The sequence below is a fragment of the Glutamicibacter creatinolyticus genome (genome assembly GCF_006094275.1).
Taxonomy (GTDB): Bacteria; Actinomycetota; Actinomycetes; order Actinomycetales; family Micrococcaceae; genus Glutamicibacter; species Glutamicibacter creatinolyticus.
Genome location: NZ_CP034412.1, coordinates 2,557,555 through 2,582,470, shown reverse-complemented (window position 1 = coordinate 2,582,470; position 24,916 = coordinate 2,557,555). Strand labels below are relative to the sequence as shown.

General features: G+C 65.8%; 26 protein-coding genes. 19 read left to right on the top strand and 7 right to left on the bottom strand.

Features of this window, described 5'->3' with window-relative positions; all coding sequences use genetic code 11:
* Nucleotides 1-39 precede the first annotated feature (39 nt).
* The 9 genes from GcLGCM259_RS11890 to rpsN all read left to right on the top strand — a co-directional run bounded on the left by GcLGCM259_RS11890 (nucleotide 40) and on the right by rpsN (nucleotide 7,128).
* The gene (locus tag GcLGCM259_RS11890; RefSeq protein ID WP_138926710.1) at nucleotides 40-1,272 is read left to right on the top strand and encodes an ABC transporter substrate-binding protein; all 1,233 of its coding nucleotides are present in this window, start codon (nucleotides 40-42) and stop codon (nucleotides 1,270-1,272) included.
* Between the two features lie 24 nt (nucleotides 1,273-1,296).
* Complete coding sequence (locus GcLGCM259_RS11885) at nucleotides 1,297-2,517, top strand: ABC transporter substrate-binding protein (RefSeq protein WP_138926709.1); 1,221 nt, start codon at nucleotides 1,297-1,299, stop codon at nucleotides 2,515-2,517.
* A 6-nt stretch (nucleotides 2,518-2,523) separates the two neighbouring features.
* Nucleotides 2,524-3,684 carry an ABC transporter ATP-binding protein gene (locus GcLGCM259_RS11880; RefSeq protein WP_138926708.1) on the top strand — a complete coding sequence of 387 codons (1,161 nt, stop codon included), beginning with the start codon at nucleotides 2,524-2,526 and terminating at the stop codon, nucleotides 3,682-3,684.
* A complete protein-coding gene (locus GcLGCM259_RS11875) occupies nucleotides 3,681-4,613 on the top strand; it encodes an ABC transporter permease (RefSeq protein ID WP_138176660.1) in 933 nt (310 codons plus the stop codon). The genes GcLGCM259_RS11880 and GcLGCM259_RS11875 overlap by 4 nt, the downstream gene beginning before the upstream one ends.
* 9 nt (nucleotides 4,614-4,622) lie before the next feature.
* A complete protein-coding gene (locus GcLGCM259_RS11870; protein ID WP_138177556.1) occupies nucleotides 4,623-5,423 on the top strand; it encodes an ABC transporter permease in 801 nt (266 codons plus the stop codon).
* Between the two features lie 156 nt (nucleotides 5,424-5,579).
* Complete coding sequence (locus GcLGCM259_RS11865) at nucleotides 5,580-6,062, top strand: MarR family winged helix-turn-helix transcriptional regulator (protein WP_054821835.1); 483 nt, start codon at nucleotides 5,580-5,582, stop codon at nucleotides 6,060-6,062.
* A gap of 347 nt (nucleotides 6,063-6,409) precedes the next feature.
* Nucleotides 6,410-6,646, top strand: a complete 237-nt coding sequence (gene rpmB / locus GcLGCM259_RS11860; protein ID WP_054821836.1) for a 50S ribosomal protein L28 — start codon at nucleotides 6,410-6,412, stop codon at nucleotides 6,644-6,646.
* A 2-nt stretch (nucleotides 6,647-6,648) separates the two neighbouring features.
* Nucleotides 6,649-6,819: a 50S ribosomal protein L33 gene (gene rpmG, locus GcLGCM259_RS11855; protein WP_054821834.1), complete on the top strand. Its 171-nt coding sequence runs from the start codon at nucleotides 6,649-6,651 to the stop codon at nucleotides 6,817-6,819.
* Nucleotides 6,820-6,822: 3 nt separating this feature from the next.
* Nucleotides 6,823-7,128, top strand: coding sequence for a 30S ribosomal protein S14 (gene rpsN, locus GcLGCM259_RS11850; RefSeq protein WP_054821833.1), 306 nt, complete (start codon nucleotides 6,823-6,825; stop codon nucleotides 7,126-7,128).
* 89 nt (nucleotides 7,129-7,217) lie between these two features.
* Here rpsN and GcLGCM259_RS11845 read toward each other — a convergent pair whose 3' ends face one another.
* Entirely contained in the window at nucleotides 7,218-7,844 is a 627-nt protein-coding gene (locus GcLGCM259_RS11845) for a DnaJ family domain-containing protein (RefSeq protein ID WP_246049564.1), read from the bottom strand.
* A 90-nt stretch (nucleotides 7,845-7,934) separates the two neighbouring features.
* Here GcLGCM259_RS11845 and GcLGCM259_RS11840 point away from each other — a divergent pair, with 90 nt between their 5' ends.
* From GcLGCM259_RS11840 to GcLGCM259_RS11800, 9 genes are all read left to right on the top strand, one after another.
* Entirely contained in the window at nucleotides 7,935-8,930 is a 996-nt protein-coding gene (locus GcLGCM259_RS11840) for an SDR family NAD(P)-dependent oxidoreductase (protein ID WP_175419414.1), read from the top strand.
* A gap of 232 nt (nucleotides 8,931-9,162) precedes the next feature.
* Entirely contained in the window at nucleotides 9,163-9,447 is a 285-nt protein-coding gene (locus tag GcLGCM259_RS11835) for an HU family DNA-binding protein (RefSeq protein ID WP_054821492.1), read from the top strand.
* A gap of 184 nt (nucleotides 9,448-9,631) precedes the next feature.
* Entirely contained in the window at nucleotides 9,632-10,237 is a 606-nt protein-coding gene (locus GcLGCM259_RS11830) for a hypothetical protein (protein ID WP_138926706.1), read from the top strand.
* A 65-nt stretch (nucleotides 10,238-10,302) separates the two neighbouring features.
* Entirely contained in the window at nucleotides 10,303-10,938 is a 636-nt protein-coding gene (locus GcLGCM259_RS11825) for a copper resistance CopC family protein (protein WP_175419413.1), read from the top strand.
* 224 nt (nucleotides 10,939-11,162) lie between these two features.
* On the top strand, nucleotides 11,163-11,753 hold the full coding sequence (locus tag GcLGCM259_RS11820; protein WP_138926704.1) for a copper chaperone PCu(A)C: 591 nt from the start codon (nucleotides 11,163-11,165) through the stop codon (nucleotides 11,751-11,753).
* Entirely contained in the window at nucleotides 11,754-12,992 is a 1,239-nt protein-coding gene (locus GcLGCM259_RS11815; protein ID WP_138926703.1) for a Dyp-type peroxidase, read from the top strand.
* A gap of 120 nt (nucleotides 12,993-13,112) precedes the next feature.
* On the top strand, nucleotides 13,113-15,248 hold the full coding sequence (locus GcLGCM259_RS11810) for a bifunctional copper resistance protein CopD/cytochrome c oxidase assembly protein (protein WP_138926702.1): 2,136 nt from the start codon (nucleotides 13,113-13,115) through the stop codon (nucleotides 15,246-15,248).
* Nucleotides 15,238-16,017 (top strand): hypothetical protein, encoded by a 780-nt coding sequence (locus GcLGCM259_RS11805; RefSeq protein WP_138176688.1) that lies wholly within the window; start codon nucleotides 15,238-15,240, stop codon nucleotides 16,015-16,017. Before GcLGCM259_RS11810 ends, GcLGCM259_RS11805 begins: the two co-directional genes overlap by 11 nt.
* A gap of 127 nt (nucleotides 16,018-16,144) precedes the next feature.
* The gene (locus tag GcLGCM259_RS11800) at nucleotides 16,145-18,061 is read left to right on the top strand and encodes an NHL domain-containing thioredoxin family protein (RefSeq protein ID WP_138926701.1); all 1,917 of its coding nucleotides are present in this window, start codon (nucleotides 16,145-16,147) and stop codon (nucleotides 18,059-18,061) included.
* A 95-nt stretch (nucleotides 18,062-18,156) separates the two neighbouring features.
* Here the strand turns inward: GcLGCM259_RS11800 and GcLGCM259_RS11795 are convergent, their stop codons facing one another.
* A complete protein-coding gene (locus tag GcLGCM259_RS11795; RefSeq protein ID WP_138926700.1) occupies nucleotides 18,157-18,696 on the bottom strand; it encodes a YdeI/OmpD-associated family protein in 540 nt (179 codons plus the stop codon).
* A gap of 193 nt (nucleotides 18,697-18,889) precedes the next feature.
* On the opposite strand from GcLGCM259_RS11795, the gene GcLGCM259_RS11790 reads away from it, so the two are divergent.
* Nucleotides 18,890-20,176: an MFS transporter gene (locus GcLGCM259_RS11790; protein WP_246049562.1), complete on the top strand. Its 1,287-nt coding sequence runs from the start codon at nucleotides 18,890-18,892 to the stop codon at nucleotides 20,174-20,176.
* A gap of 24 nt (nucleotides 20,177-20,200) precedes the next feature.
* Here the strand turns inward: GcLGCM259_RS11790 and GcLGCM259_RS11785 are convergent, their stop codons facing one another.
* The 5 genes from GcLGCM259_RS11785 to GcLGCM259_RS11765 all read right to left on the bottom strand — a co-directional run bounded on the left by GcLGCM259_RS11785 (nucleotide 20,201) and on the right by GcLGCM259_RS11765 (nucleotide 24,853).
* On the bottom strand, nucleotides 20,201-21,193 hold the full coding sequence (locus GcLGCM259_RS11785) for a hypothetical protein (RefSeq protein ID WP_138926699.1): 993 nt from the start codon (nucleotides 21,191-21,193) through the stop codon (nucleotides 20,201-20,203).
* 138 nt (nucleotides 21,194-21,331) lie between these two features.
* Nucleotides 21,332-22,102, bottom strand: a complete 771-nt coding sequence (locus GcLGCM259_RS11780) for an amino acid ABC transporter ATP-binding protein (protein ID WP_138926698.1) — start codon at nucleotides 22,100-22,102, stop codon at nucleotides 21,332-21,334.
* Nucleotides 22,092-22,754, bottom strand: coding sequence for an amino acid ABC transporter permease (locus tag GcLGCM259_RS11775; protein ID WP_054820790.1), 663 nt, complete (start codon nucleotides 22,752-22,754; stop codon nucleotides 22,092-22,094). The genes GcLGCM259_RS11780 and GcLGCM259_RS11775 overlap by 11 nt, the downstream gene beginning before the upstream one ends.
* A gap of 154 nt (nucleotides 22,755-22,908) precedes the next feature.
* The gene (locus GcLGCM259_RS11770; protein WP_138926697.1) at nucleotides 22,909-23,709 is read right to left on the bottom strand and encodes an amino acid ABC transporter substrate-binding protein; all 801 of its coding nucleotides are present in this window, start codon (nucleotides 23,707-23,709) and stop codon (nucleotides 22,909-22,911) included.
* Between the two features lie 214 nt (nucleotides 23,710-23,923).
* Complete coding sequence (locus GcLGCM259_RS11765) at nucleotides 23,924-24,853, bottom strand: AEC family transporter (RefSeq protein ID WP_138926696.1); 930 nt, start codon at nucleotides 24,851-24,853, stop codon at nucleotides 23,924-23,926.
* Nucleotides 24,854-24,916: the final 63 nt, after the last annotated feature.

Genomic DNA, 24,916 nt, shown 5'->3' with positions numbered 1-24,916 from the left:
CCACAGTTTCCCGTGGACCTTGCTGATGAAGGGAAGCCCATGTCTCACTCGCAAAGACGACTGCCTGAAGATCCACAGATCAGGGCGCTGGCCCAGGCCCTGGCCGCCCGCTCCATGTCCCGCCGTTCGGTGCTGGGGGCCGCCGGCGCGTTGGGACTCACCGGTCTGCTGGCAGCCTGCGGCACCAGCGGCACCGGAGGGGGAACCTCGGCGGCGCCGGTGGACGTCACCGATCTGTCCGACTCCGAAAAGGTCGTGAACTGGGCCAACTGGACGCTGTACCTGGACTACGACGACAAGACCAAGAAGTATCCCACCCTGCAGCAGTTCACCAAGGACACCGGCATCAAGGTGAACTACTCCGAGGACATCGACGGCAACGACACCTACTACGGCAAGGTGCAGGGCCAGCTGGCCGCGGGCCAGGACATTGGCCAGGACATCTTCACCCTCACCGACTGGATGAGCGCCCGGCTGATCCGCCAGGGCTACACCCAGGAACTGGATCACGGCAACATCCCTAACATCTCCAACCTGCTGCCCAACCTGCAGGAGGTGGACTTTGACCCCGGACGCAAGCACTCACTGACCTGGCAGTCCGGCTACGCCGGCATCGCCTGGAACAAGAAGCGTTTCCCCAAGGGCCTGAAAACCGTTGCCGACCTGTGGCAGCCGGAGCTGAAGGGCCGGATCACCGTGTTGGATGAAATGCGCGACACCATGGGACTGCTGATGCTCGACAACGGCGTGGACATCTCGGGGCAGTGGGGCGAATCGGAGTTCGGTACCGCCCTGGATACCCTGCGCCAGAACATTTCCAACGGCCAGATCCGCCAGGTCAAGGGCAACGCGTACAAGGAGGACTTCATCTCCGGGGATGCGATTGCCGGGATCGTGTGGTCCGGGGACATCGTGCAGATGAACTTCGAGAACGACGACCAGTGGGAGTTCGTGCTGCCCGAAACCGGCGGCACCCTGTGGAGCGACAACATGATGGTGCCCATTGCCGCACCCCACAAGGCCAACGCCGAGAAGCTGATGAACTTCTACTACGAGCCGCAGGTGGCCGCCGAGGTTGCGGCGTACGTGAACTTCATTTCCCCGGTCGTGGGGGCCCGCGAAGCCATGCAGTCCATTGACCCGGAATTGGTGGACAACCCGCTGATCTTCCCCACTGAGGAAGACCTCAACCGTGCCTTCGCCTTCCGGTCCCTGGAGCCGGAGGAGGAAACCAGCTTCAGTTCCGAATTCCAAAGTGCCATCGGGGCTTAAGAAGCCGAGGGGAGCAGATTCGTAATGTCTCGTGCACAACACCAGGCAGGGCAGCGGCGCGCGCTTTCCCGGGCGATTGCCGAAGCACAGATGACCCGGCGCGGGGTGCTGGGCGGTGCGGCGGGCCTGGCCCTGGCCGGGCTGCTGGCGGCCTGCGGCACCGGGGGAACGGGCAAGACCACCACCGCTCCCACCGCCGCCGCCGACCTCTCCGACGCGGAGCAACGGCTGGGATGGGCGAACTGGACGCTGTACCTGGACTACGACGACCAGTCCAAGACGTACCCGACACTGGAGAAATTCATCAAGCAGTCCGGGATCGATGTGCAGTACTCCGAGGACATCGACTCCAATGACTCGTATTACGGGAAAATCCAGGGACAGCTGGCGGCCGGGCAGGACATCGGACAGGACCTGATCACTCTCACCGACTGGATGAGCGAACGGCTGATCCGCATGGGGTACGCCCAGGCGCTGGACCACGCCAACATCCCCAACCTGGCCAACCTGCTGCCGGATTTGAAGGACGTGCGCTTTGACCCGGGACGGAAATTCTCACTGACCTGGCAATCCGGCTACACGGGCCTGGCCTGGAACAAGAAGGCCTTCCCCAAGGGGCTGCGCAACGTTGAGGACTTGTGGGATCCGGCGCTCAAGGGACGGGTGACGGTGCTGGACGAAATGCGCGACACCATGCCCATGCTGCTGCTGGACCAGGGCGTGGACATCGCCGGCAACTGGGGTCAGGACGAATACTCCTCGGCCCTGGAAGTGCTCGAACGCAACATCGCCAACGGACAGATCCGGCAGGTCAAGGGCAACTCGTACAAACAGGACTTCGTCTCCGGGGACGCCCTGGCCGGGATCGTGTATTCCGGGGACATCACCCAGCTGAACTTCGAGGAGGGGGACCAGTGGGAGTTCATCATGCCCGAGCGGCGGGGGCTGATCTGGTCCGACAACTTCATGGTGCCCATCGGGGCCCGGCACAAGGCCAACGCCGAGAAGCTCATGGACTTCTACTACGACCCGGTCGTCGCCGCGGAGGTGGCCGCATACGTGAACTACCTCTGTCCGGTGGTCGGCGCCCAGCAGGAAATGGCCAAGATCGACCCGGAGCTGGTCGAGGACCCGCTGATCTTCCCGGATCAGGAGTTCCTGGCCAAGGCCACCACCGAACGTGAACTGTCGGTTGAGGAAGAAACCGACCTGCAGAACCAATTCCAAGCAGTCATTGGGGTATAGGACGAAATGAACACTCAAATTCGCAGCCGGGAATCGGCCAAGACCCGCACCAACACCAGCGAAGGCGCGGATCTGCACCTGCGCAGCATCTCCAAGCGCTTCGCGGAATTCATTGCCGTGGACCAGCTGGACCTGACGGTGCCCTCGGGCACCTTCTTCGCCCTGCTCGGCCCCTCGGGCTGCGGCAAGTCCACCACCCTGCGGATGATCGCCGGACTGGAGGCCCCCAGCGTGGGCAGCATCTCCATCGGCGGCCAGGACGTCACCCAGCTGCCCAGCCACCAGCGGCCGGTGAACACGGTGTTCCAGTCCTACGCGCTGTTCCCGCACATGAGCGTGCTGGAGAACGTGGCGTTCGGACTCAAGCGCAAGAAGGACCGCGAAGCGATGCCCAAGGCGAAAGCCGCCCTGGAGCTGGTGGAGCTCGGGCACCTGGCCACCCGAAAACCCGCCCAGCTCTCCGGCGGCCAGCAGCAGCGGGTGGCCCTGGCCCGTGCCCTGGTCAACCGTCCCCAGGTGCTGCTGCTCGACGAGCCGCTCGGCGCCCTGGACATGAAGCTGCGCCGCCAGATGCAGCTGGAGCTGAAGAACATCCAAACCGAGGTGGGACTCACGTTCATTCACGTGACCCACGACCAGGAGGAGGCCATGACCATGGCCGACGTGGTCGCGGTCATGAACGAGGGGCGCATCGAGCAGATGGGCCCGCCCCGCGAACTCTACGACCTGCCGCGCACCGCCTTCGTGGCCAACTTCCTGGGCAAGTCCAACCTGATGCGCGGCGAGGTCACCGGCGGCGAGGCCGGCATGCTGCGCGTGGATGTCGCAGGCAACCAGGTCCTGCTGCCGGCCGAACGCGCCGTCTCCGCCCAGGGACAGATCATGGTTGGGGTGCGCCCGGAAAAGATGCACATCGCCGCCACCCCGGATGCGGTGGAACCGGGGGCGAACCTGCTCAGCGGCACCATCAAGGACGCCTCGTTCACCGGCACCACCACCGAGTACCTGGTGCAGGTGGAGGGGATCGGCCTGCTGGGCACGTTCTCGCAGAACCGCGGGCAGCAGCCCGGGGACGTGGGGGAACGCGTCTACCTCTCCTGGGACCCGGTGCACACCTTCGGACTGGAGGGCAGCGAAAACGCGGCCGCGGGGGTGGAGGAGTCATGAGCACCCCGGTGATGACCAAGCGCGGAAAGATCGCGGACCTGCGCAGCAAGGAGGAGATCAAGGCCGAACGCAAGAAGGGGCGCACCGGCCTGTACCTGGTGCTGCCCGGCATCATCGGGCTGCTGCTGTTCTTCGCGCTGCCGGTGCTGGTGCTGCTGTCCATGTCGCTGTACACCCGCCCACCGGGCGCGGAAATAGGGGAATTCGTCCCCTCCTTCCAGATCAGCAACTACGCCACGGTGCTGTCGGCGTACTGGCCCGAGCTGCTGCGCTCCTTCTGGTTCGCGCTGATCGCCACGGTGCTGGCACTGCTGATCGGCTACCCGATGGCGTACCTGGTGGCGGTGCGCCTGCGCAACCACGGGCTGCTCAAGGGCATCCTGCTGGTGCTGCTGATCGCCCCCTTCTTCTCCAGCTTCATCCTGCGCACCCAGGCCTGGAAACAGATCCTGGCCGATGAGGGATTCGTCGCCCAGAGCCTGAAGGCGCTGGCGCTGCTGCCGCCCGACGGGCACCTGACCGCGACACCCTTCGCCGTCGTGGCGGGGCTGACCTACAACTTCCTGCCGTTCATGGTGCTGCCGATCTATGCCAACCTGGACCGCCTGGACACCCGGCTGCTGGAGGCCTCCGGGGACCTGTACGCCAGCCCGGCGACCACCTTCCGCAAGGTCACCCTGCCGTTGTCGGCGCCCGGGGTGTTCGCCGGAACCCTGCTGACGTTCATCCCGGCGGCTGGCGACTACATCAACGCCGCACTGCTGGGCAACAACCGCAACACCACGATGATCGGCCAGGTCATCGACTCCCGGTTCTTCCGGGTCATTGACTATCCGGGGGCGGCGGCACTCAGCTTCGTGCTGATGCTCTCCATCCTGATCCTGGTCATTATCTATATCCGACGTTTTGGCACCAAGGAATTGATGTAGGAGCACATGATGCGACACAAGATTGGACGTTGGATCATCCCGGCCATCGGCGGGCTGGCCTTTATCTACCTGCTGGTGCCGATCGCGTACATATTTATCTACTCCTTCAATGACGCCGGCCGCACCAACCTGGAGTGGCGCGGCTTCACCTGGGGGAACTGGCTGAACCCATGCGGCGCCCCGGCCGTATGCCAGGCACTGGGCAATTCGCTGCAGATCGGGGTGGTCGCCACCGTGATTGCCACCGCGCTGGGAACCTGCGTCGCCCTGGGGCTGGTGCGCTACAAGTTCAGGTTCCGCAACGTCAGTGACCTGCTGATCATCCTTCCCCTGGCCACGCCGGAAGTGGTGCTCGGTGCTGCGCTGCTGGCGCAGTTCTTGAACCTGGGATGGGAACTGGGATTCACCACGATCGTGATTTCCCACGTGGTGTTCTGCATGGCCTTTGTGATTGTCACGGTGCGGGCCCGGGTCTCGGCCCTGGATCCCACACTGGAGGAGGCCGCAGCGGACCTGTACGCCAACCCGCGCACCACATTCTGGAAGGTCACCTTCCCGCTGCTGCTGCCCGGCATCATCGCCGCCGCCCTGCTGAGCTTCGCGATGAGCTTTGATGACTTCATCATCACGAACTTCAACTCGGGCAACTATGAGACCTTCCCGAAGTTCATCTACGTGGCCGCCACGCGCGGCATCCCGGCCCAGGCCAATGTCATCGGCTCGGCCATGTTCATCCTGGCCTTGCTGGTCGTGGTCATCGGGCAGGTGCTCAGCTACCGCAAACGCCGCGCCCTGGAAAAAGCGCAGTAAGCCGCCGCGTGAGACCACCGGCCGCAGGACAGCACCCGTGCTGCGCTGCGGCCGGTGGCGGCTGCCGGGCGGGGAGCGCCGGCCACGGTGGCCTACACTTGGTTCCCGGGGCGCAACCCAGGCGGTGGAACGACAGTGAACGGGGTACGGGGCACGATGGAAGATCAGCAAGTCTGGCTCAGCGAGGAACAACGCGAGGCCTGGCTGGCCCTGAACAGCGTGATCACCCTGCTGCCCGGAGCACTGGATACCGAGCTGCAGAACCTGCAGGGCATCACCCTGTTCGACTACCACATGCTCGCGATGCTCTCCGAGGCCCCGGAACGCAACCTGACCATGACCGAGCTGGCCTCGCGCAGCAGCGCCTCGCTCTCCCGGCTGTCCCACGTGGTGAAGAAGCTTGAGGCCCGCGGCTGGGTGGTGCGCCTGCAGTCCAAGGGGGACGCGCGTGTGAAGATCGCCTCATTGACCACCAAGGGATGGGACATGCTGGTGCAGATGGCCCCGCATCATGTGGCCACGGTACGCCAACTGGTTTTCGAATCCCTCGATGACAAGGACGTTAAGGATCTGAGGCGGATTGCGCGAAAAATTGTGCAGCGTCTGGACCCCGAACACTGGATCCTGGAGCGCTCCTGAGCCGATTTGGATTGCCGCCGATTTATTGGCTATCCTAATATGGCGTTAATCGCGCGCTTCGTTGTGCCGCCATTGCGGTGGCATGGTGGGCGTGCGTAGCCCGTAATACCGAATATCGCGACCACCTGAGTACGGGGAAAATGCTCTACCGGTCACGAAGTTCACCGTCTTACATGCTTCAAGGCGCTTCGGTTGGTTCTCACCCAGCCTGGTTACCTTCATAGTGTGCAGTATTAACGGTGTTTCACTGGTTGGCGGGACTCATAACGCCTGAGTGGTATGGGCTCGTTGGCCCTTGTCACGCGCGAGTACCGTCAAATTTTACTACTACTAACTGAGGAGTGATCATGGCAGCTGTATGCCAGGTGACCGGTGCAGTTCCGAACTTCGGACACAGCATCTCCCACTCGCATCGTCGCACCAAGCGTCGTTTCGACCCGAACATCCAGAAGAAGACCTACTGGGTTCCTTCCCTGCGTCGTAAGGTGACCCTGAACGTTTCCGTTCGCGGTATGAAGCTGATCGACGTGCGCGGTATCGACGCCGTTGTTTCCGAACTGCTTGCGAAGGGTGTGAAGCTCTAAACATGGCAAAGAAGGATAAGGACGTACGTCCGATCATCAAGCTGAAGTCGACCGCCGGTACCGGATTCACTTACGTGACCCGCAAGAACCGTCGTAACAACCCGGACCGCATGGTTCTGAAGAAGTACGACCCGGTTGTCCGTAAGCACGTTGAATTCCGAGAGGAGCGCTAAGACATGGCCAAGAAGTCAAAGATCGCCAAGAACGAACAGCGCAAGGTCATCGTCGAGCGTTACGCCGAAAAGCGTCTCGAACTGAAGAAGACCCTTGTGGATCCGAACGCTTCCGACGAGGCTCGCGAAGCAGCCCGCGTGGGCCTGCAGAAGCTTCCTCGTGACGCTTCGCCGGTGCGCGTGCGCAACCGCGACTCCATCGACGGTCGCCCGCGCGGTACCTTCCAGAAGTTTGGTATCTCCCGTGTTCGCTTCCGCGACATGGCTCACCGCGGTGAGCTGCCGGGCATTACCAAGTCCTCCTGGTAAGCACCAAAGTTTAGGGATTCGTCCCCAGCAGCATGCCGCTGCGCCGAATGGCGCGGCGGCATGCTGCCGTTAACGGCCGAACTGGATCATCACGGCCGTGGCTGGTCGGTGCGCCGCTGCCACCAGCGCCGGCGGGCCGCGGGCTCGTTCGAGGGCTGCTGTGGCTTGCGGGCGGCACGACGATCCCGCCACCGGGCCACTTCTTCCTCCACGTCGCGCAACGCCGTAATCACCGGCGGACCACCCTGCAGCTGACGGCGGGCCTCAATAACGCGGCGGTTGAAATCCTTCAGATGCTCCCGCACTCCGGCCTCGCCGGGCAGCTGGTCCAGTACCTGCTCCAGGTGCTGATCCTCAACCCGCAACGTCAGGGCCGGAGGACCCAGTCCGCTGATCTGTTCGCGCTTCATCAGGCCCTTGAGCCACCAGTCCGGGTCGCTGTCGCCGGTGACATGGTCAATCCTTTGACCTGCCAGCGCCAGGTTGTCGAATTCCCCGCGAGACATGGCTTCCTCGATCGCCGAATTGGCCACCTGCCACGCCTCATCCTCGGCGTGATACTGCAGGGGAGTGCGGGGCTTGGCCTGCGGGTCGCTGCGTCCTGCCCGCCGGGCATATTCGTCCTCGGGCAACGCCTCCTCGCTGGAGCGCTGCATCTGATAGCGGGCGGCATTTAGCGACGCGTCTTCGCCGGGGCGTTTGGACTCGTTGCTCATGAATCCATCGTGTCACCGTGCCGGTCGCTGCGGCAATAGTCGCCGTCCGCCTCCCAGTGTCGTGCCATGGCCCGTAGTAGCCTGAAAGCCATGACCAGAAAGTATCGACACGGAGCGGTAGGCCTGCTGGGGCACGGGGAACCAGCGGATACCGTCCATGCCAACCGGGAACGCTGGAACGGCTGGGGGCAGGGCAAGACTGCCCTGGTAACCGGCGGCAACGCCGGGCTTGGCTTCTTCACCGCACTGGGTCTGGCGGCCAGCGGGGCACAGGTCATCATCGCCAGCCGCTCGATGCAGCGCAGTCGCTTGGCCCGGGAGCTGATTGAACAGCTCGTCCCGGGCAGCCGGATACGGCAGCATGAACTGGACACCAGCAGCTACGCCTCCGTTGACCGGCTTGGCCGCGACCTGGCCTCGGAGGAACTTGACATCATCGTCGCCAACGCCGGCCTGATCCACACCCCACGGCAACGCCAGGTGGGCGTCGACGGGCACGAACTGACCCTGGCCACCAACTTCCTGGGCCATGCCCGGCTCATCGGCTCCCTGGCGGAGCAGTTCCGCCAGCGGCAGCTGCGACTAATTGGCCTGGGATCCATGTCCACCCGGATGTTGCCGGCCGACCCGCAGAACCTGGAACTGCACCACAGGTACAGCGCCTACCGCGCCTATACCCAGTCCAAGGCGGCCCTGCAGTGCTTCACCATGGCCCTGGACCACCGCCTGAAGCAACTGTCCTGGCCGGCCCGGTCGTTGGCCGTGCACCCGGGATACTCCATATCCGGTCTGAGCATCGCGGTGCCGGGGATCAACGAACCGACCCCGGCCCGGCGCTGGCGCGATCAGCTGCAGTCGGGCTTTGCCCAGGGCAAGCACCAGGGGGCGGTGCCGATCATCGAGGCAGCCCTGAACCCGGGGATCGCCGCCACCGAACGCGGGGCGTATTTTGGCCCGGCACTGCTCTCCAAGGGGCGGGTGCGCATGGTCAAACCGTCCCGGTTGACCCGCAGCAAGAAACTCCTGGATCCGGTGTGGGAGCTTTATCGGCGAGCCAATGACGGGGCCGATCCCTTCGGCCTCTAGCAACAGATGGCCCAGTCTTCACTCAGAGCCGGATCGGCGCACCTCAAAATGTGGTGAACTAGTCAAGCCGAGCGTGAAATTCCGCCAATCTCCAAAAAAATCCGCAGATTTCCGGTGATTTCGGGCGTTTCGCCCATAATCATTTGATAGGTTCTGTTTCTAGAAGACCGCGCGACCGCGTGGCGTCCAAGGCTCGTTGGGCCAAGGAAGACTAGTCCAGGAGGACCATACATTGGCTATGAACCGTAGCGAACTTGTTGCTGCTGTTGCAGCAAAGACCGATAACTCCCAGGTTGCCGTCAACGGTGTGCTGGATGCCGTGTTCGACGTCTTCGTCGAGCAGATCTCCAAGGGCGAGAAGGTATCGATCCCGGGCTGGCTGGCCGTTGAGCGCACCGACCGCGCCGCCCGCACCGGCCGCAACCCGCAGACCGGCGAAGCCATCCAGATCCCGGCCGGCCACTCGGTGAAGCTGACCGCTGGTTCGAAGCTGAAGGCCGCCGTAGCCAAGAAGTAGTCTTCTTTCAGACTTTCAACGGTGTCCGGGCTCACCCGGGCGAACTGTTGCCAGAGGCCGGAATCCATCATGGATTCCGGCCTCTGCTGCATGGTGCAGGGGCCGATTCGATCCCTGCTTCTACCTGACGTAGAATTACCCACAATGGGCACGTCCAGCTCGAACCGGTAGGGGTAGCACAGTCATGAGCACAGCAGCACCACGCGTCATGCGCGGATGGCTTGCTGCCGCTGTGTGCACCTGGATGGCGTTTGCCGCCCACGCCCACGCCGTCCCCACCGTCGCATCCCTGGTGGTCATGGTCCTGATCACCTGCGTCTCCGCGGTGGTGGCCATGGCGATGCTGGGGCGCAAGAACAGCCTGTTGAGTTTGAGCCTGCTCGTCTTCGGAAGCCAGGGACTCTACCACCTGGCACTGTCGGTCATGACGCACCACGGCTCCAGCCTGGTTGCCGCCACCGGCACCGGCGTGCACGCCAACCACGTCATGTCGCTGGGCGTGAACCCGCAAGCTGTCCAGGCCGAGTCGCTGGACATGCTCGCCGCCCACATGGGCGCCGCCGTGCTGACCATCTTCACCCTGCGCCAGGGCGAACGACTGGCCCGGGCCGTGCTGGAGATATTGAGCCTTTCCTTCGTGCGCCGACTGCTGCTGCTGTTGCGCACCGCCCCGGCTCCCTGGCCCCGCGTCACCACGAACACTCGTGAAGTGCCGGTGCTCTCCGGCCGGCACGACCACCGGCTGCCGCTGCTGCGCGGACCGCCTTCCGCCGTATTGACCTTCGCCTGAACCCCGAACTCAATACCTGCCTTGTCCCAGGGGAACACCTGCGGACAGGGATGGAAGGAAAACCCATGAAAACCCTGGCCATCTCCCGCCAGACGACCTACGCCGCACGCCTCTTCGCGGCCCTGCTGATCGCCGTGCTGGCGATCTTCACCGCCGGCACCGCGGCCAACGCCCACGATCAGCTGACCGGCTCCACCCCGAAGAACGAATCGACGATCAGTGAATCGCCAGAACAGATCAAGCTTAACTTCTCCGGCGAACTGCAGCACGTGGAGGGCGCAGACATGACCGTGGTGGTCATCTCGAACGCCGAGGGCCAAAAGTTCGACAACGAATTGCAGGTCAAGGGCCGGGATGTCATCGCCACCCCGAACCAGCCGCTGCCCAACGGTGAATACACCGTGACCTACCGCGTGGTTTCCTCCGACGGTCACCCCATCGACGGAACCGTGGGCTTCACCCTCGAAGGCCAGGCGGCCGGCAGCGACGCGACCGAAACCGCAGCGGCCCCGAGCACCGAGGCCAGCGACGAACCCGGCGCCCAGGATGCTGCCACCCAGTCACCGGAGGAACCGGCCACCGCGCCGCAGGAGGCCGCCGCCGGTATCAGCCCGATCGTGTGGATCATCGTCGGCGTAGCGATTTTCGGTGTCGCCGTGGCGGTGCTGGTGAACTTCGCCCGCCGCAACAACATGAAGTAGCCCCTCCACCAAATTTCCGGCGCGGAATCGCGCCACCTCCCGAACCTACCGCCACGCCGCCGCAGCCCAGCAGTTGCCGCGCGCCGCTGCCGCGCACCCCAACGCATTTCTCCGGGTTGACGCGCCCATCCGGCGCGCCCTCCCGGTCCACCTGCGAGGCGCGCCCAGCCCTACCCTGCGCACCCCTGGTGAGCACGCGCGGCGGGCAAGAAAGCGAACAAATCATGATGTCAGAGAAGATCTCGACCAAGTCCCTTGCCGCCCTCGGCCTGGGGGCGGCCCTGCTGCTCACCGGCTGCGCCCCAGCCGACGGCACCACACAGGAGCCAACGGCCCAGAACAGCCACCACGAACAGCACGCCAGCCGGCAGGCCGACGCATTGACCGTCACCGACCCGTGGGCGAAGGCCGCCGAAAAGGGAATGAGCGCCGCGTTCGGCACCCTGCGCAATGACTCCGACCAGCCGGTGGAGCTGGAGGCAGTGGTGGACCAGGAACACGGCAACACCCTGCAGATCCATGAAATGGCCGGCCAGGGCACCGATGCCGTCATGCAGCAGATCGAGGGGGCGCTGCAGATTCCTGCCGGACAGAGCGTGGAACTGGCCCCGGGCGGCAACCACATCATGTTCATGGACCTGAAGCAGCCGTTGGTGCCCGCCGAGGTGGCCACCCTGCGCCTGGAATTCGCCGACGGCTCCAGCAAGGACGTGCAGTTCCCCATCCGCAACTACGACGGCGCGAACGAAAGCTACCACTCGCAGCACTCCCAGGACACCGAGGGCACCCACGAGGAGCACGGGGGAGGGCACTAAATGAGCGGAGTTCCGGCATCGACCCGCCGTGCTGAACCTTCGCGGCGCACCTTGCTGACCGGCTCCGCCGTGGCGGCGCTGGGCGGGCTGGTCAGTGGGTTCGGGGTTGGCCAGCTCACCGCCGAGCAGGCCGCCGCCAGCCCGGCGGGGCCCGAACCGGCACTGGCCCGATACCTTTCCCCGTACGGGCGCCACCAGCCCGGGATCCTGGAAAATCCGCAGGCCCACGCCGTGTTCCTGGGTATCGACATGGTGCTGGAGGGGTTGGAGCCCGCCGCGAAGCGCGAACGGCTGCGCTCGATTCTGCGGATGATCACCGATGACGTGGTTCGGCTCATGGCCGGCCAGGGGGTGCTGGCCGACACTGAACCGGAGATGGCGCAGCTGCCGGCGAACCTGAGCCTGACCGTGGGCCTGAGCCGTGCCGCGATTGGGCTGATCGGCCCCGACCTAGCCCCCGCCAGCCTGGGACCGCTGCCCAAGTTCAAGATCGACCGGCTGCGTGAAGAGTACGGCCAGTCGGACCTGGTGATCCAGCTGTGCGCGGAGGACCCCACGGTGCTGGCGCACGCGGTGCGTTCGGTGCGCAAGAACCTGCGCTCGATCACCCGGGTGAAATACGAGCAGCACGGGTTCACCCATGCCGCCAGCTCCCAACCGGCCGGTTCACCGTTCCGCAACCTGTTTGGGCAGGTGGACGGGATCGCGAACCCGAAGGATGACACCCGCCGGCTGGCGGTGTTCGGCCATGAGCCGTCCGACGCCTGGTTCCCGGATGCCACCACCCTGGTGCTGCGCCGGATCCAGATGGATCTGGACACCTGGGATGAGGTGGACCGCCCCGCCCGGGACTTCGCGCTCGGGCGCCGGCAGAGCGACGGCGCCCCGCTGTCCGGGCAGCACCCGCAGGACCCGGTGGACCTGCAGGCGGTCACCGAACTGGGGCTGCCGGCGATCGCCGGGCACGCCCATGTGGCCCGGGCGATGCCCGCCAGCGGGGATGAGGTGCTGTGGCGCCGCGGCTACAGCTACCAGGAGGGCGGGAGTGCCGGCCTGCTGTTCGCCAGCTACCAGGTGGATGTGGCCCGCAGCTTCATCCCGGTCCAAATCCGGCTGGCCGAACTGGATGCCCTGAACGAATGGACCAGCCCCATCGGCTCGGCCGTGTACGGGGTGCTGCCGGGCATCAGCCAGGGCATGTACCTGGGCCAGCAGCTGTTCCAGGCCGCAGGGCACTAGCGCCGTCCGAAGGGGCCCGGGCGTCGGGCCAGGCCCCTTCGGAGGCGCACATGTGAGATGCGCCAACCAGCCGCCGGAAGCTTAACGGCGGTTGGTACGCAATGAGATGATGGAGAGGCTATGGCGACACAATCACGCGAACCCCGGCAGGCTGAGCTGGGCATGCCTGTCCCGAAACTGACCCGTTTCATCATCCCCGGTGTGCTGGGCATGGTGGTGGCTTTCCTGCTGGCCGTGCTGGTCGGCGGCATCACCGCCCCCCGGCTGCTGGCTGATCCGGGCGGGTTCGTGCGCTGGGCGCTGCCGATCAGCCGGATCATCCACCACACCGCGATGTCCGTGGCCATCGCGGCACTGATCTTCGCCTCCTGCATCATCCCGCGCAGCACCAAGTCGCGCCGGCCCACCGCGGAGAACCCGGTGACCGACGCCGGCACGGAGCACCCCTCCTTCACCCGCGCCATGAACCTGGCCGCAGGGGCCGGGGTGGTGTGGACGCTGGCCGCCGGCAGCGTGCTGATCCTGACCTTCTGGGACCTGGCCGGGGTGCCGATCAACTTTGAACCGAACTACACCGCCGCGATCCTGGACTACATCCTGCAGATCGCCACCGGGCGGGCCTGGGCGTGGATGATCGTGATCTCCGCGATCGTCACCTCCCTGGCCCTGGCCGTGCGTTCCCAGGTGGGGGTGGGTCTGGTGGCCGGGTTTTCCCTGCTGGGAATCGTGCCGCTGGCCTTCATCGGCCACGCCGCCGGCGGGGATGACCACTACGCCGCGGTCAACGGCATCGGGCTGCACCTGCTGGCCGTGGTGCTGTGGTTCGGCGGGCTGGTGGTGCTTGGGCTGCTGACCCCCACCCTGACCGGCCCGGCCCCGGGACGCTACCAGGACCGGCCGCTGCTGCTGGGCGTGGTGCTGCGCCGCTACTCGACCCTGGCCGCCGGCGCGATCGTGCTGATGGCCGGTTCCGGGCTGGTCTCCGCCCTGATCCGCATCACCGACTGGGACCAGTGGCTGAGCCCCTACGGCACCCTGGTGATCACCAAGATCGTGCTGACCCTCATCCTGGGGGCGCTGGGCCTGGCGCACCGCAACTGGAACATTCCCCGGCTGCTGGCCGGGAAGGTCAGTGCCGTGGCCGCGGCCTGGCGGGTAATCGCCGTGGAGGTGGCGCTGATGGGCGCCACCATGTCGGTGGCCACCGTGCTCTCCCGCACCGCACCGCCCACCCCGGATGACCCGCCGACCGAGCCTACCCCGGCCCGGCTGCTGACCGGCTATGAGCTGCCCGAACCGCTGCAGACCTCCAGCTGGTTCACCGTGTGGCGCCCGGACTGGCTGTGGGTGGCGGTGTGCGTGTTCCTGCTGGTGTTCTACCTGTGGGCGTTCATCACCCTGCGCCGGCGCGGGGACAAGCCGAGCGTGCTGCGCCTGATCAGCTGGATTGTGGGCCTGGTGGCCCTGTTCTATGTCACCAGCGGCGCCCTGACCGTCTACGGCAAAATCCAGTTCTCGGTGCACATGATCGATCACATGTCATTGACCATGATCGTGCCGATCTTCCTGGTGCTCGGCGCCCCGGTCACCCTGGCGCTGAAGGTGCTGCCCACCCGCACCGACGGGACCCGCGGGGCCCGCGAATGGATCCTGTGGCTGGTGCATTCACCGTATTCGAAGGTCATCACCCACCCGATCTTCGCCGCCGTGAACTTCGCCGGGTCCATCGTGATCTTCTACTTCACCCCGATCCTGGAACCGGCCATGCGCTACCACGCCGGGCATGAGCTGATGAACGTGCACTTCCTGCTCACCGGCTACCTGTTCGTGCTCAGCCACATTGAGGCCGACCCGATCCCGTTCCGCTTCAACTACCCGTTCCGCCTGCTGCTGCTGCTGGCCACCGTGGCCTTCCACGCGTTCTTCGCCGTGGCGCTGATGAGCACCGACACGCTGCTGGCCGCCGACTGGTTCGGCAACATGGGCCGCACCTGGGGCGGCAGCGCCCTGGAGGACCAGGTGGTCGGTGCCGGGGCGATGTGGGCGATCGGCGAGGTGCCGACCTTGGTGATCGCCATCGCCGTGATGATCACCTGGGCGCGCAGCGATGACCGGGAGAAGAAGCGCGTGGACCGCCAGGCGGACCGTGACGGGGACGCGGACCTGGCCGCCTACAACGAAATGTTCGCCCGGCTGAAGCAGATGGACAAGAAAATGGAGCAGCAAGTTGAGCACAGGGAGCACCGTGGCAGCTAAACGATTCAGGGCCGGCGCTGGACTGCTGGTGGCCGGGCTGCTGCTGGCGGGCTGCTCGGCAGAACCACAGGCCGAGCAGATGCCGCAGGATGACATCCATGTCTCCGCCACCGCCAACCCGAAGCCCAGCGGCAAGCCGCTGCCCAGCCCCGAACCGGGCAGCAGCGAGCAAACCGGGCAGGCCTCCACCGTGGAGCTGGCCACCCAGGTCGGTGCCGTCTTCGCCGCCCAACTGGGTTTTGACCAGTCCCAGCGGATCGGCCAGGAGCAGCTGAAGGAACTGGCCACCCCGCCCACCGACACCCTGAAGGATGTGGTGGTGCTGCCCTCCCAGTGCGAGCAGCCGCTGGAGGCGCTGAACTGGTCCCCGGCGCAGTTGGGCACCGAGGTGGCGCGCACCGACTTCACCAACCAGGCCGGGAACATCGCCGGCTCGGTGGAGGTGGCCAAGGTCGCGGACCGGGCCCCGGTGGAGGAGCACTTCAAGACCGTGCTGACCATGCGCACCGACTGCTCCAGCGTGAAGCTGAACCGCAGCGAGTACACCGAGACGCTGAAGTTCAGCAACCCGCAGGTCGGCGAGGTGGAGTCCCAGCTGGCCTACACCCGGCGCGGCAACGCGGACACCGCCCAGGACACCCTGGTGCTGGTGCAGACCAAAGGCCAGTACGTGGCCATGGTCTCCTTCATCTCCGGCCAATCGCTGGCCGATGAACAGTTCGGCCAGGTCGCCAAGCAGATCATGGACAGCGTGCTGGGCCAGCTGTAACACCGCCGGGCCGGCCCCGGCTTCGCACAGCGTCATGCGCACCGCCGCCGGGGCGGGCCACGACTACCATGGACGTATCCCGGTCGGCCATCGGCCACCGGTGTCCCCAACCTAAGGAGCCCTTGGCATGAGCCCTGATACTTCTTCCGTCCGCACCGCCTACAAGGTCCGCGGCTCCGAACTGGTGGGCCGCAACTGGTTGAACACCGGCGGGCGGCAGCTGGACCTGGAGGCCCTGCGCGGCAAGATTGTCCTGCTTGATTTCTGGACCTTCTGCTGCATCAACTGCCTGCACGTGCTCGACGAGCTGCGCCCGCTGGAGGAAGAGTACCGGGACGTGCTGGTGACCGTGGGCGTGCATTCGCCAAAGTTTGAACACGAGGCGGACCCGGACGCGCTGGCCGCCGCCGTGGAACGCTACGAGATTGAGCACCCGGTGCTCGATGACCCGGAACTGCAGACCTGGCAGGCCTACGCGGCCCGCGCCTGGCCCACCCTGGTGGTGCTGGATCCCGAGGGCTACATCGTCGCCCACCTCTCCGGGGAGGGGCACGCGGCCGGGCTGCGCTCCCTGGTCGCCGAACTGGTTGCCGAGCACGAGGCGAAGGGCACCTTGCACCGTGGGGACGGGCCGTACGTGGCCCCGCCGGCCCGCGAGGGGGATCTGCGCTTCCCGGGCAAGGTCATGCCGCTGCCCAACGGGAACTTCCTGGTCGGCGACTCCGGCCACCACCGCCTGGTGGAGCTGGGGCCGGACCTGTCCAGCGTGGTGCGCACCATCGGCTCCGGGGTGCGCGGCTACGCGGACGGGGACGCGGACAGCGCCCAGTTCAACGAACTGCAGGGGTTGAGCCTGCTGCCGGCCGAACTGGCCGAGGAGGTCGGCTACGACGTGGTCGTGGCGGACACCGTGAACCACCGGCTGCGCTCGGTCAACCTGGGCACCGGCAAGGTCGGCACCCTGGCCGGCAACGGCGTGCAGCGCCTGCTGGATGCCGAAACGGCCCGGAGCACCGAACAGCCCACCGAACTGGGCACGGATGCATTGAACATTTCCCTCTCCTCGCCATGGGACGTGGTCTACCACCCGGCGGGCAAGGTAATCGTGGCGATGGCCGGCACCCATCAGATCTTCTCCTTCGACCCGCGCACCAGCGCGGTCAGCGTCTTTGCCGGCACCGGCCTGGAGGGGCTGGCCGACGGTGCGGCCCATGAGTCCTGGTTCGCCCAGTCCTCCGGGCTGAGCATCGACGCGCAGGGCACCGTGTGGGTGGCGGACTCCGAAACCAGTGCGCTGCGCAGCATCACCACCGATGAGCGTGGCCAGGCCCTTCAGGTTTCCACCGCCATCGGCACCGGCCTGTTCGACTTCGGGTTCCGTGACGGGCCGGCCGAACAAGCCCGCCTGCAGCACCCGCTGGGCGTGGCGAACCTGCCCGATGGTTCGGTGGCGGTGGCCGACTCCTACAACGGGGCGGTGCGCCGCTACGATCCGGTGACCCAAACCGTCTCCACCCTGGCCAAGGGGCTGAAGGAACCGGCGGACGTGCTGCTGGATGACTCGGTGGACGGGGACCCGGTGCTGCTGATCGTGGAAACCAACGCTCACCAGCTGGTGCGCATCCCGGTCCCGGCAGAGGCCCTGTCCGTGGACAAGGGCGCCAGCCAGACCCAGCGTCCGCGTACCAAGGTGCGTTCCGGGCAGCACCGGATCACCGTGCGCTTCGCCGCCCCGAGCGGGCAGAAGCTCGATGACCGTTGGGGGGACCCGACCCAGCTGAAGATCTCCGCCAGCCCGGAGGAGCTGCTGTTGGAGGGGGCCGGCACCTCGGTGGGCCTGGAACGTACCCTGAGCCTGAACCCGGACGTGCCCGAGGGGGTCCTGCACATCACCGCCCGCGCCGCCGCCTGTGACGGGGAGCCGGGTGGGGAAATTCCGGACCACGCCGCCTGCCACCTGTACCAGCAGGATTGGGGCATCCCGGTGCTGCTGGATGCCGAAGGGGACCAGCAGCTGGAGCTGGACCTGCGCGGGGTGAACTAACCCGCGTACGGGAAGCGCCGTACGAAGAGCAAGGCAGCGGGCCGCCCGCCGGAGAGGATCCGGTGGGCGGCCCGCTGCTTTGCTTCGATGGCCGACTACGCCTCGATGAGCTTGCCGCTCTTGGCGACCTCCGGGTCGGTGCAGGAGGACAGGTCGAAGCAGCAGGGGCGGCGCTTGCCGTCCCGCAGCTTGGAGATGCTCACTTCCACGCGGCGCTGGCGGGTTGACGGGTTCTTGGTGGCCCCCACCCAGCGCACCCATTCCCAGCGGGCCATCGGGGTCAGGCTCTCCCAGGTCCCCTCCAGGTCCTGGGCCTCCTCCAGCGCCTCGGCCAGGTCCTGCGGCACGCTGGTCTCGGGCCACTGCTCGGCCAGGGTGGCCCGCAGCGTCAGCTGCTCGCCCGGGCCGCTGGCCAATGCCGCGGTGGCGTCCTGGTCCAGCGCCAGCCAGTGCCCGCGCCGGCCATCGGGTTCCAACACCACCGTGGGGGTGCTGTCCGCGGACTGCAGGCGCACGGCAACCTGGCCGCGGCTGGGCAGCAGCCCGCTGGAGTCGGCATCAAATTCAAGGATCAGCCGCTCGCCAATCAGGCGCGTGGTGCCGCTGAGTTCCAGGGTTTCTTCTGCGCTGGCCATTGCCATGTTCCTTCCGGTGTGTGCGTGGGTTAATTCTAGGCACTGAAGCCCCCGGGGTGTGAAGCCCAGGCGCAGCGGGAAGGAGGCGGGGTGAAAGTTTCATGACCGCACCGTTTCGGGTCCCGGCAACGTGGCTAGACTACAAAGGGTGAGGAGGAACGCCGGCACCCGACTGGGCCGGCTATGAGAACACGTGGCTACGAAGATGTTCCGGGCACTGTCGATCCGCAACTACCGGCTGTGGGTGATTGGCGCGCTGGTATCGAACATTGGCACGTGGATGCAGCGGGTCGCACAGGACTGGCTGGTGCTCACCGAGCTGACGGACAACGACGGCACGGCCACCGGCATCGTCACCGGCCTGCAGTTCCTGCCGGTGCTGCTGCTGGCCCCCTACGCCGGACTGATCGCCGACCGCTACGAAAAACGCAAGGTGCTGCTGTGCACCCAAAGCTTCATGGGATTGTGCGCCCTGGTGCTGGGCACCCTGGTGCTGCTCGATGTGGCCCAGCTGTGGCACGTGTACGTGCTGGCGACCGCGCTGGGCGTCGGCTCCGCATTTGACGCCCCGGCCCGCCAGGCGTTCGTCTCGGAGATCGTGCCAGGTACCCACCTGACCAACGCGGTGGCGCTGAACAGTGCGAACTTCAACCTGGCCCGGCTGGCCGGCCCCGGTGTGGCCGGCCTGGTAATCGCCGCGTTCGGCACCGGCCCGGCGTTTTTGATCAACGGGTTCTCGTTCATTGCGGTGCTGTTCTCGCTGACGAACCTGGACCGCAGCCAAATCCACGCGGCGAAGCGGGTGGTGCGGGCCAAGGGCCAGGTGAAGGAGGGGTTCGCCTATGTGCGTGGACGCCGGGACCTGCTGCTGATCTTTGGGTTGGCGTTCGTGGTGGGCACCTTTGGGCTGAACTTCCAACTGACCAACGCCATGATGGCGGCCCAGGTGTTCGGGGTCGGGGCGGGGGAGTACGGCATGCTGGGAACCATTATGGCCGTGGGCACCTTCGCCGGAGCCCTGCTGGCGGCCCGGCGCTCCCGGCCGCGGTGGCGCTACATCATCCTGGGCGCCACGTTCTTCGGGGCGAGCGCACTGCTGTCCGCGCTGATGCCGACCTACACGCTCTTTGCGCTCTCCCTGGTCCCCATCGGCTTGTTTGCACTCACGTTCCTGAACAGCTGCAACACGATGGTGCAGACCTCGGTTCCGGGCCAATACCGGGCCCGGGTCCTGGCGCTGTACCTGATGGTGGTCCAGGGCGGCACCCCGATTGGGGCGCCGTTGGTCGGTTGGCTGGCCACCCTGTTCGGGCCGCGCATGGCGGTCGGGCTGGGCGCGGGCGCCTCCCTGGTCTCCGGGATCATTGCCCTGATCCTGTGGCAGAAGTTCCGTGCCGATGCGATCCCGCTGCGCCGGCAGGTGCAGCTGCTGCGGCTGCGCCACCAGGAAGAACCCACGGGACGTGAGGGCGAGGGCTAGAGCCGGCAGCCTGGCTGCGACCGGCTAGTGGGCCGGCTGTTCCACGGCGGCCACCGGGCGCACATTGACATCGGTGGTGCTGGTGTCCAGGTTCGCGTTGAACCCGAACGCGTCCTTGACCACCTTCGGCTTCAGTTCACCGGTGCGCAGATCCTGTTCGGTCAGCTGCAGCTCGGTCTTCACCGTCAGCGGTCCCAACACCCAGGCCCCGTCATAGTAGGAAACCTTCGGCTTGGGGTAGTCGGTGATCTGCCATTTGATGGTCTTGGCATCCACCCGCGCGGTCGTGTGATACGCGAATGGGCAGTTCGTGGGCATCAGCACCTTCTGGGTGGCGCACCCATCCAGGTACTTCTTCAGCTGCTTGCTGATGTTCTGGGTGAAATGGCTGGTCGGTTCGGTGCGCAGGGCGATCTCCACCGGCTTCTGCACCGGGGAGGTGATCAGCTTGCCGCGGGTGTCGGCCTTGAAGTTCTTGGTTTCAAACCCGGCGTCCAGCACGGCGGGGAAGAACACCGGAAGCTCGGTGCGGCCCTTTTGCAGCGGGATCTTCTGGTCGTTGACCTCGATCTCGTTGACGGTGTTCGCCTTGATCTGCACGGTGGGCAGGGTGACTTCCTCGAACTTCCAGGTGTCGAAGAACATCCAGGACTTCCCGTCATGGTGCAGCGCATAGGTCGATTCGCTGGGCACCCCGTGGGCCTTGTAGTGGGCGGTGACCGTCACCCTGCCGGGTACATCCTGATCCTGCTGGGCCGTATCCGCCTCGAATTCGGTGATGCCGGACTGGGTGCGGGAAAGCACCTCGCCATCCAGGGCCACCGCGTCCCCCTGGGGCACCTTGGCCCCCAGCAGACCCAGCGCCTCGGCGCCCTTGCCTTCCTCCAACAGCTGATGCAGGTGCTTGACCTGTGCTGCCGGGGAACAGATCGTTCGATTGCAAACTATGATCGCCGCGGCGAACAGGAGCACAAGGGCAAGTACTACGAGGGCCCAGCGCAGAGCGACTCGGGTCACAGGATTAGGTGCGTTCATCTCCCCATAAGGGTATCGGCTGCGCTGGTGAGTTCTTAAATTACCGCGCCGTACGGCGTTGCCCTCCAGGGTACCGCCAGCACCTCTCGCCGCCAGGTGTTCCGGTTCGCGCACCAGCGCTTAGAAGGGGTTCAGCAGCCGGTGCACGAACGCCTTGGTGCGTTCCTGGGACGGCTCACGCAGCACCTGCGCGGCGGGGCCGCGTTCGATGACGTGCCCCTCGTCCATGAACACCACCGTGTCGGCCACGTCCCGGGCGAAGGCGAGTTCATGGGTGACCAGCACCATGGACCAGCCCTCGGCTGCCAGCTCCTTGATGACCGCGAGCACGTCCCCGACCAGTTCCGGATCCAGGGCGCTGGTCGGCTCATCGAAGAGCAGCAGGTCCGGCTGCAGCATCAAGGCGCGCACGATCCCCACCCGCTGCTGCTGGCCGCCGGAAAGCGATGAGGGATAGGCGCTGGCCTTGGCGGCCAGCCCCACCCGCTGCAGCAGCGCGTTGGCCTGCTCCAGCACTTCGGCCTTGGGTCGGCGCTGCACCTCCAGGGGCCCCACGGTGACATTCTGCAGCACCGTCAGGTGCGGGAAGAGGTGGTGGCCCTGGAACACCATCGCCGAGCGGTCCCGCAGCACCGAGGCCTGCTTCTTGCGCAGCTGCGGGGTAAAGGTGACCTGAGGGCCGCCCGCGAAGGCGACGGTCCCCGAATCGGCGGCCTCCAGCCCGTTCAGGCAGCGCAGCGCCGTGGTCTTGCCGGAGCCCGATGGGCCAATCAGTGCCAGCACTTCACCCTCGTGCACCGTGAAGTCGATGCCGCGCAGCACCTGGTTGTCGCCGAAGGCCTTGTGCAACCCGGTAACCGTGAGCAGCGGGGCTGCGGTGTTAGGCAACATATTTTTCAAGCCTTCCTTCCAGGCGGGTTTGCAGGGTGGAGAGAACCAGGCAGATCACCCAGTACAGGGCGGCCGCGGTCAGGTACAGGGTCATGAATTCAAGGCTGCTCGCGGCGATTTCCTGGGCCCGGCGGAACATTTCGGTGACCAGGATCAGCGAGGCCAGCGAGGAGTCCTTGACCAGGGAGATGAATGTGTTGGACAGCGGCGGGACCGCCACCCGGGTCGCCTGGGGCAGGATCAGCCGGTAAAGAGTGCGGGTGCGGGACATGCCGATCGTGTAGCCGGCTTCCCACTGCCCGGAGGGGACCGAGAGGATCGCGGCGCGGATGATCTCCGCGGCATAGCCGGCCACGTTCAGCGTGAACGCGATGATCGCGCTGGGCCACGGGTCAATGGTGATTCCCACCGAGGGCATGCCGAAGAAGATCACGAACAGCTGCACCAGCAGCGGGGTGCCGCGGATCACCGATATGTAGATCCGGGCAATCGCAGAGACGAAGCGGTTCGCGCTGATGCGCATTAACGCGATCACCAGCGCCAGAATCAGTCCTAGTGCGAAGCTGGCCAGCGACAGGGGAATGGTTCCGGTCAGTGCCCCCTTGGCCAGGGGCCACAGTGAATCCAAAACCAGTTGCCATGTCTGGTCCATCGGTCCTCTTTCTCCTTGCGGTTTAAGCCAACTTGCCCCGAGGAAATCTCCTTGGGGCAAGTGTACGCATAGGCCGAACCCCACGGTGGGGGATGCCTCGCCATTCGTTCAGTGCACGGGCCGTGTGCGGGCCGGGCCCGCACACGGCAAAAGGCTACTTGGTGACGTCGCTGCCGAAGTACTTGTCGGACAGTTCAGCCAGGGTTCCGTCCTGGCGCAGCTCATCGAGCGCCTTGTTGATCGCCTCATGCAGCTCGGTGTCGTCCTTGCGCATCGCCACGGCAACCTCGGACTTGTCATCGGATTCAGCTGCGATCTTGATCGCGTCATCCGGCTGGTTCTTCTGCGAATCCAGGTAGGTGAGCTTGTCGTTGATCGTGGCGTCCACCCGGCCCTGCTTCAGCAGGGTGACGGCCTGCGCCCAGCCCTCCACGGCCTGTACGTTCGCGCCGGCGTCCTTGGCGGTCTCATACCAGTTGCTGGTCAGTGACTGGGCGGTGCTCTTGCCCTTGAGGGATTCGAAGGAGGTGATCTCGGTGTTGTCCGACTTGGTCACGATGACCCCGTTGGAGACGATGTAGGGGGTGGACAGCAGGTACTTCTCTTCGCGCTGCTCGTTCACGCTCACCTGATTGGCGATGACGTCAAAGCGCTTGGCATCCAGGCCCGCGAAGATGCCATCCCACTGGGTTTCCTCGAATTCGACCTCGACCCCCAGCTTCTCGCCGACGGCCTCGATCACCTCGACGTCGTAGCCGGTCAGCTCGTTGCCCTCATGGTAGGAGAAGGGGCGGTAGGTGCCTTCGGTGCCCACGGTCAGGGTCCCGGATTCCTGCACCTGCTGGTAGGTGGAGCCGCTGGCCTCGTCGCCGCCCGAATCGTTCGAGGAGCCGCAGGCGCTGAGCGACAAGGCCAGAACGGTTGCGGTGGACAGTGCGGTGAAAATCCGTTTCATGAGAACCCCTCGGTTTGGTTGCGGCGGGTGATGGCCTGAACGTCACAACGTCCCGGTCATATCCGAGTATTCCCTGCCCCGCCGGCCGGCGGGGAGTTTCCGGGGCGGGGGTGTCACAAAAATTCACACTCTTGACACAGCCCACACCGCGCCGGGCCGACCGGCGGCATAGGGCGGGCGCAGCGCGAGATGACCGCCGTGATCAGGCAGGGGGCTACACGCCCAGCAGCAGCGCCAGCAGCATCATGATCGGGATGGCGCAGATGGTGGTGATCAGCACGGTGTCCTTGGCGATCACCACGCCCCGTTCATAGCGCGAGGCGGTGACGAAGATGTTCTGCGCGGTGGGCAGCCCGGCCATGATGACCGCCGCCACGATCATTTCCGTGGGCAGGCGGAACACGAAGGCCGCCAGCAGCCAGGCGATCAGCGGATGGATGACCAGTTTGGCCAGCGAACCAATCAGCACGTCCGCCCGTCGCCCGGTGCCCGGGTCCAGGGGCTTGGAACCGACCAGCGAGATTCCGAAGGCCAGCAGCATCGCCGGGATCGAGGCCCCGGAAATCAGTTCAATGGGCGCCAGCACCAGTTCGGGCAGCTGCACGCCGGTCAGTGCGACCACCAGGCCCGCCAGGGAGCCGATGATCATGGGGTTCTTCGCGGTGGCCGAGGCCAACGCCCAGAAGGTGGTGCGGTGCTTGATGGTGGTTGCATCCAGCATGGCCAGGTTCACCGGCTGGTACAACGCCAGCTGGAAGAGGATCACCGGGGCGGCGTGGGCCATGTCGCCCAGCACGTACAGGGCGATCGGCAGGCCCAGGTTCGCTGAGTTCACGGTGGAGGCGCTCATGGCCGCGACGATGCGTTCGGCGGCCGGGCGCTGCAGCCACTTGAAGGTGGCCAGGTGATAGATCCCGGCGGTGAGGAACGCCGAAATAGTGGCGATCCACAGCAGTGGTCCGAGCACCTGGGTCGGTTCGGAATCGGCGATGGCCAGAAACAGCAGGGCGGGGCTGGCCACGAAGAAGGTCAACCGGTTCAGCACCCACCGGCCTTGGTCGCCCAGCACCCCGGTGCGTCCGACCGCGTAGCCGACCAGGATGACCACCCAGATGATGGAGAAGCCGGACAGCACTCCGGTCATGACGGCCTCCTGGATCATTGTGCTGCTCGGATGGGGCACCGGCTGGGACGGCGGCTGGGAGTC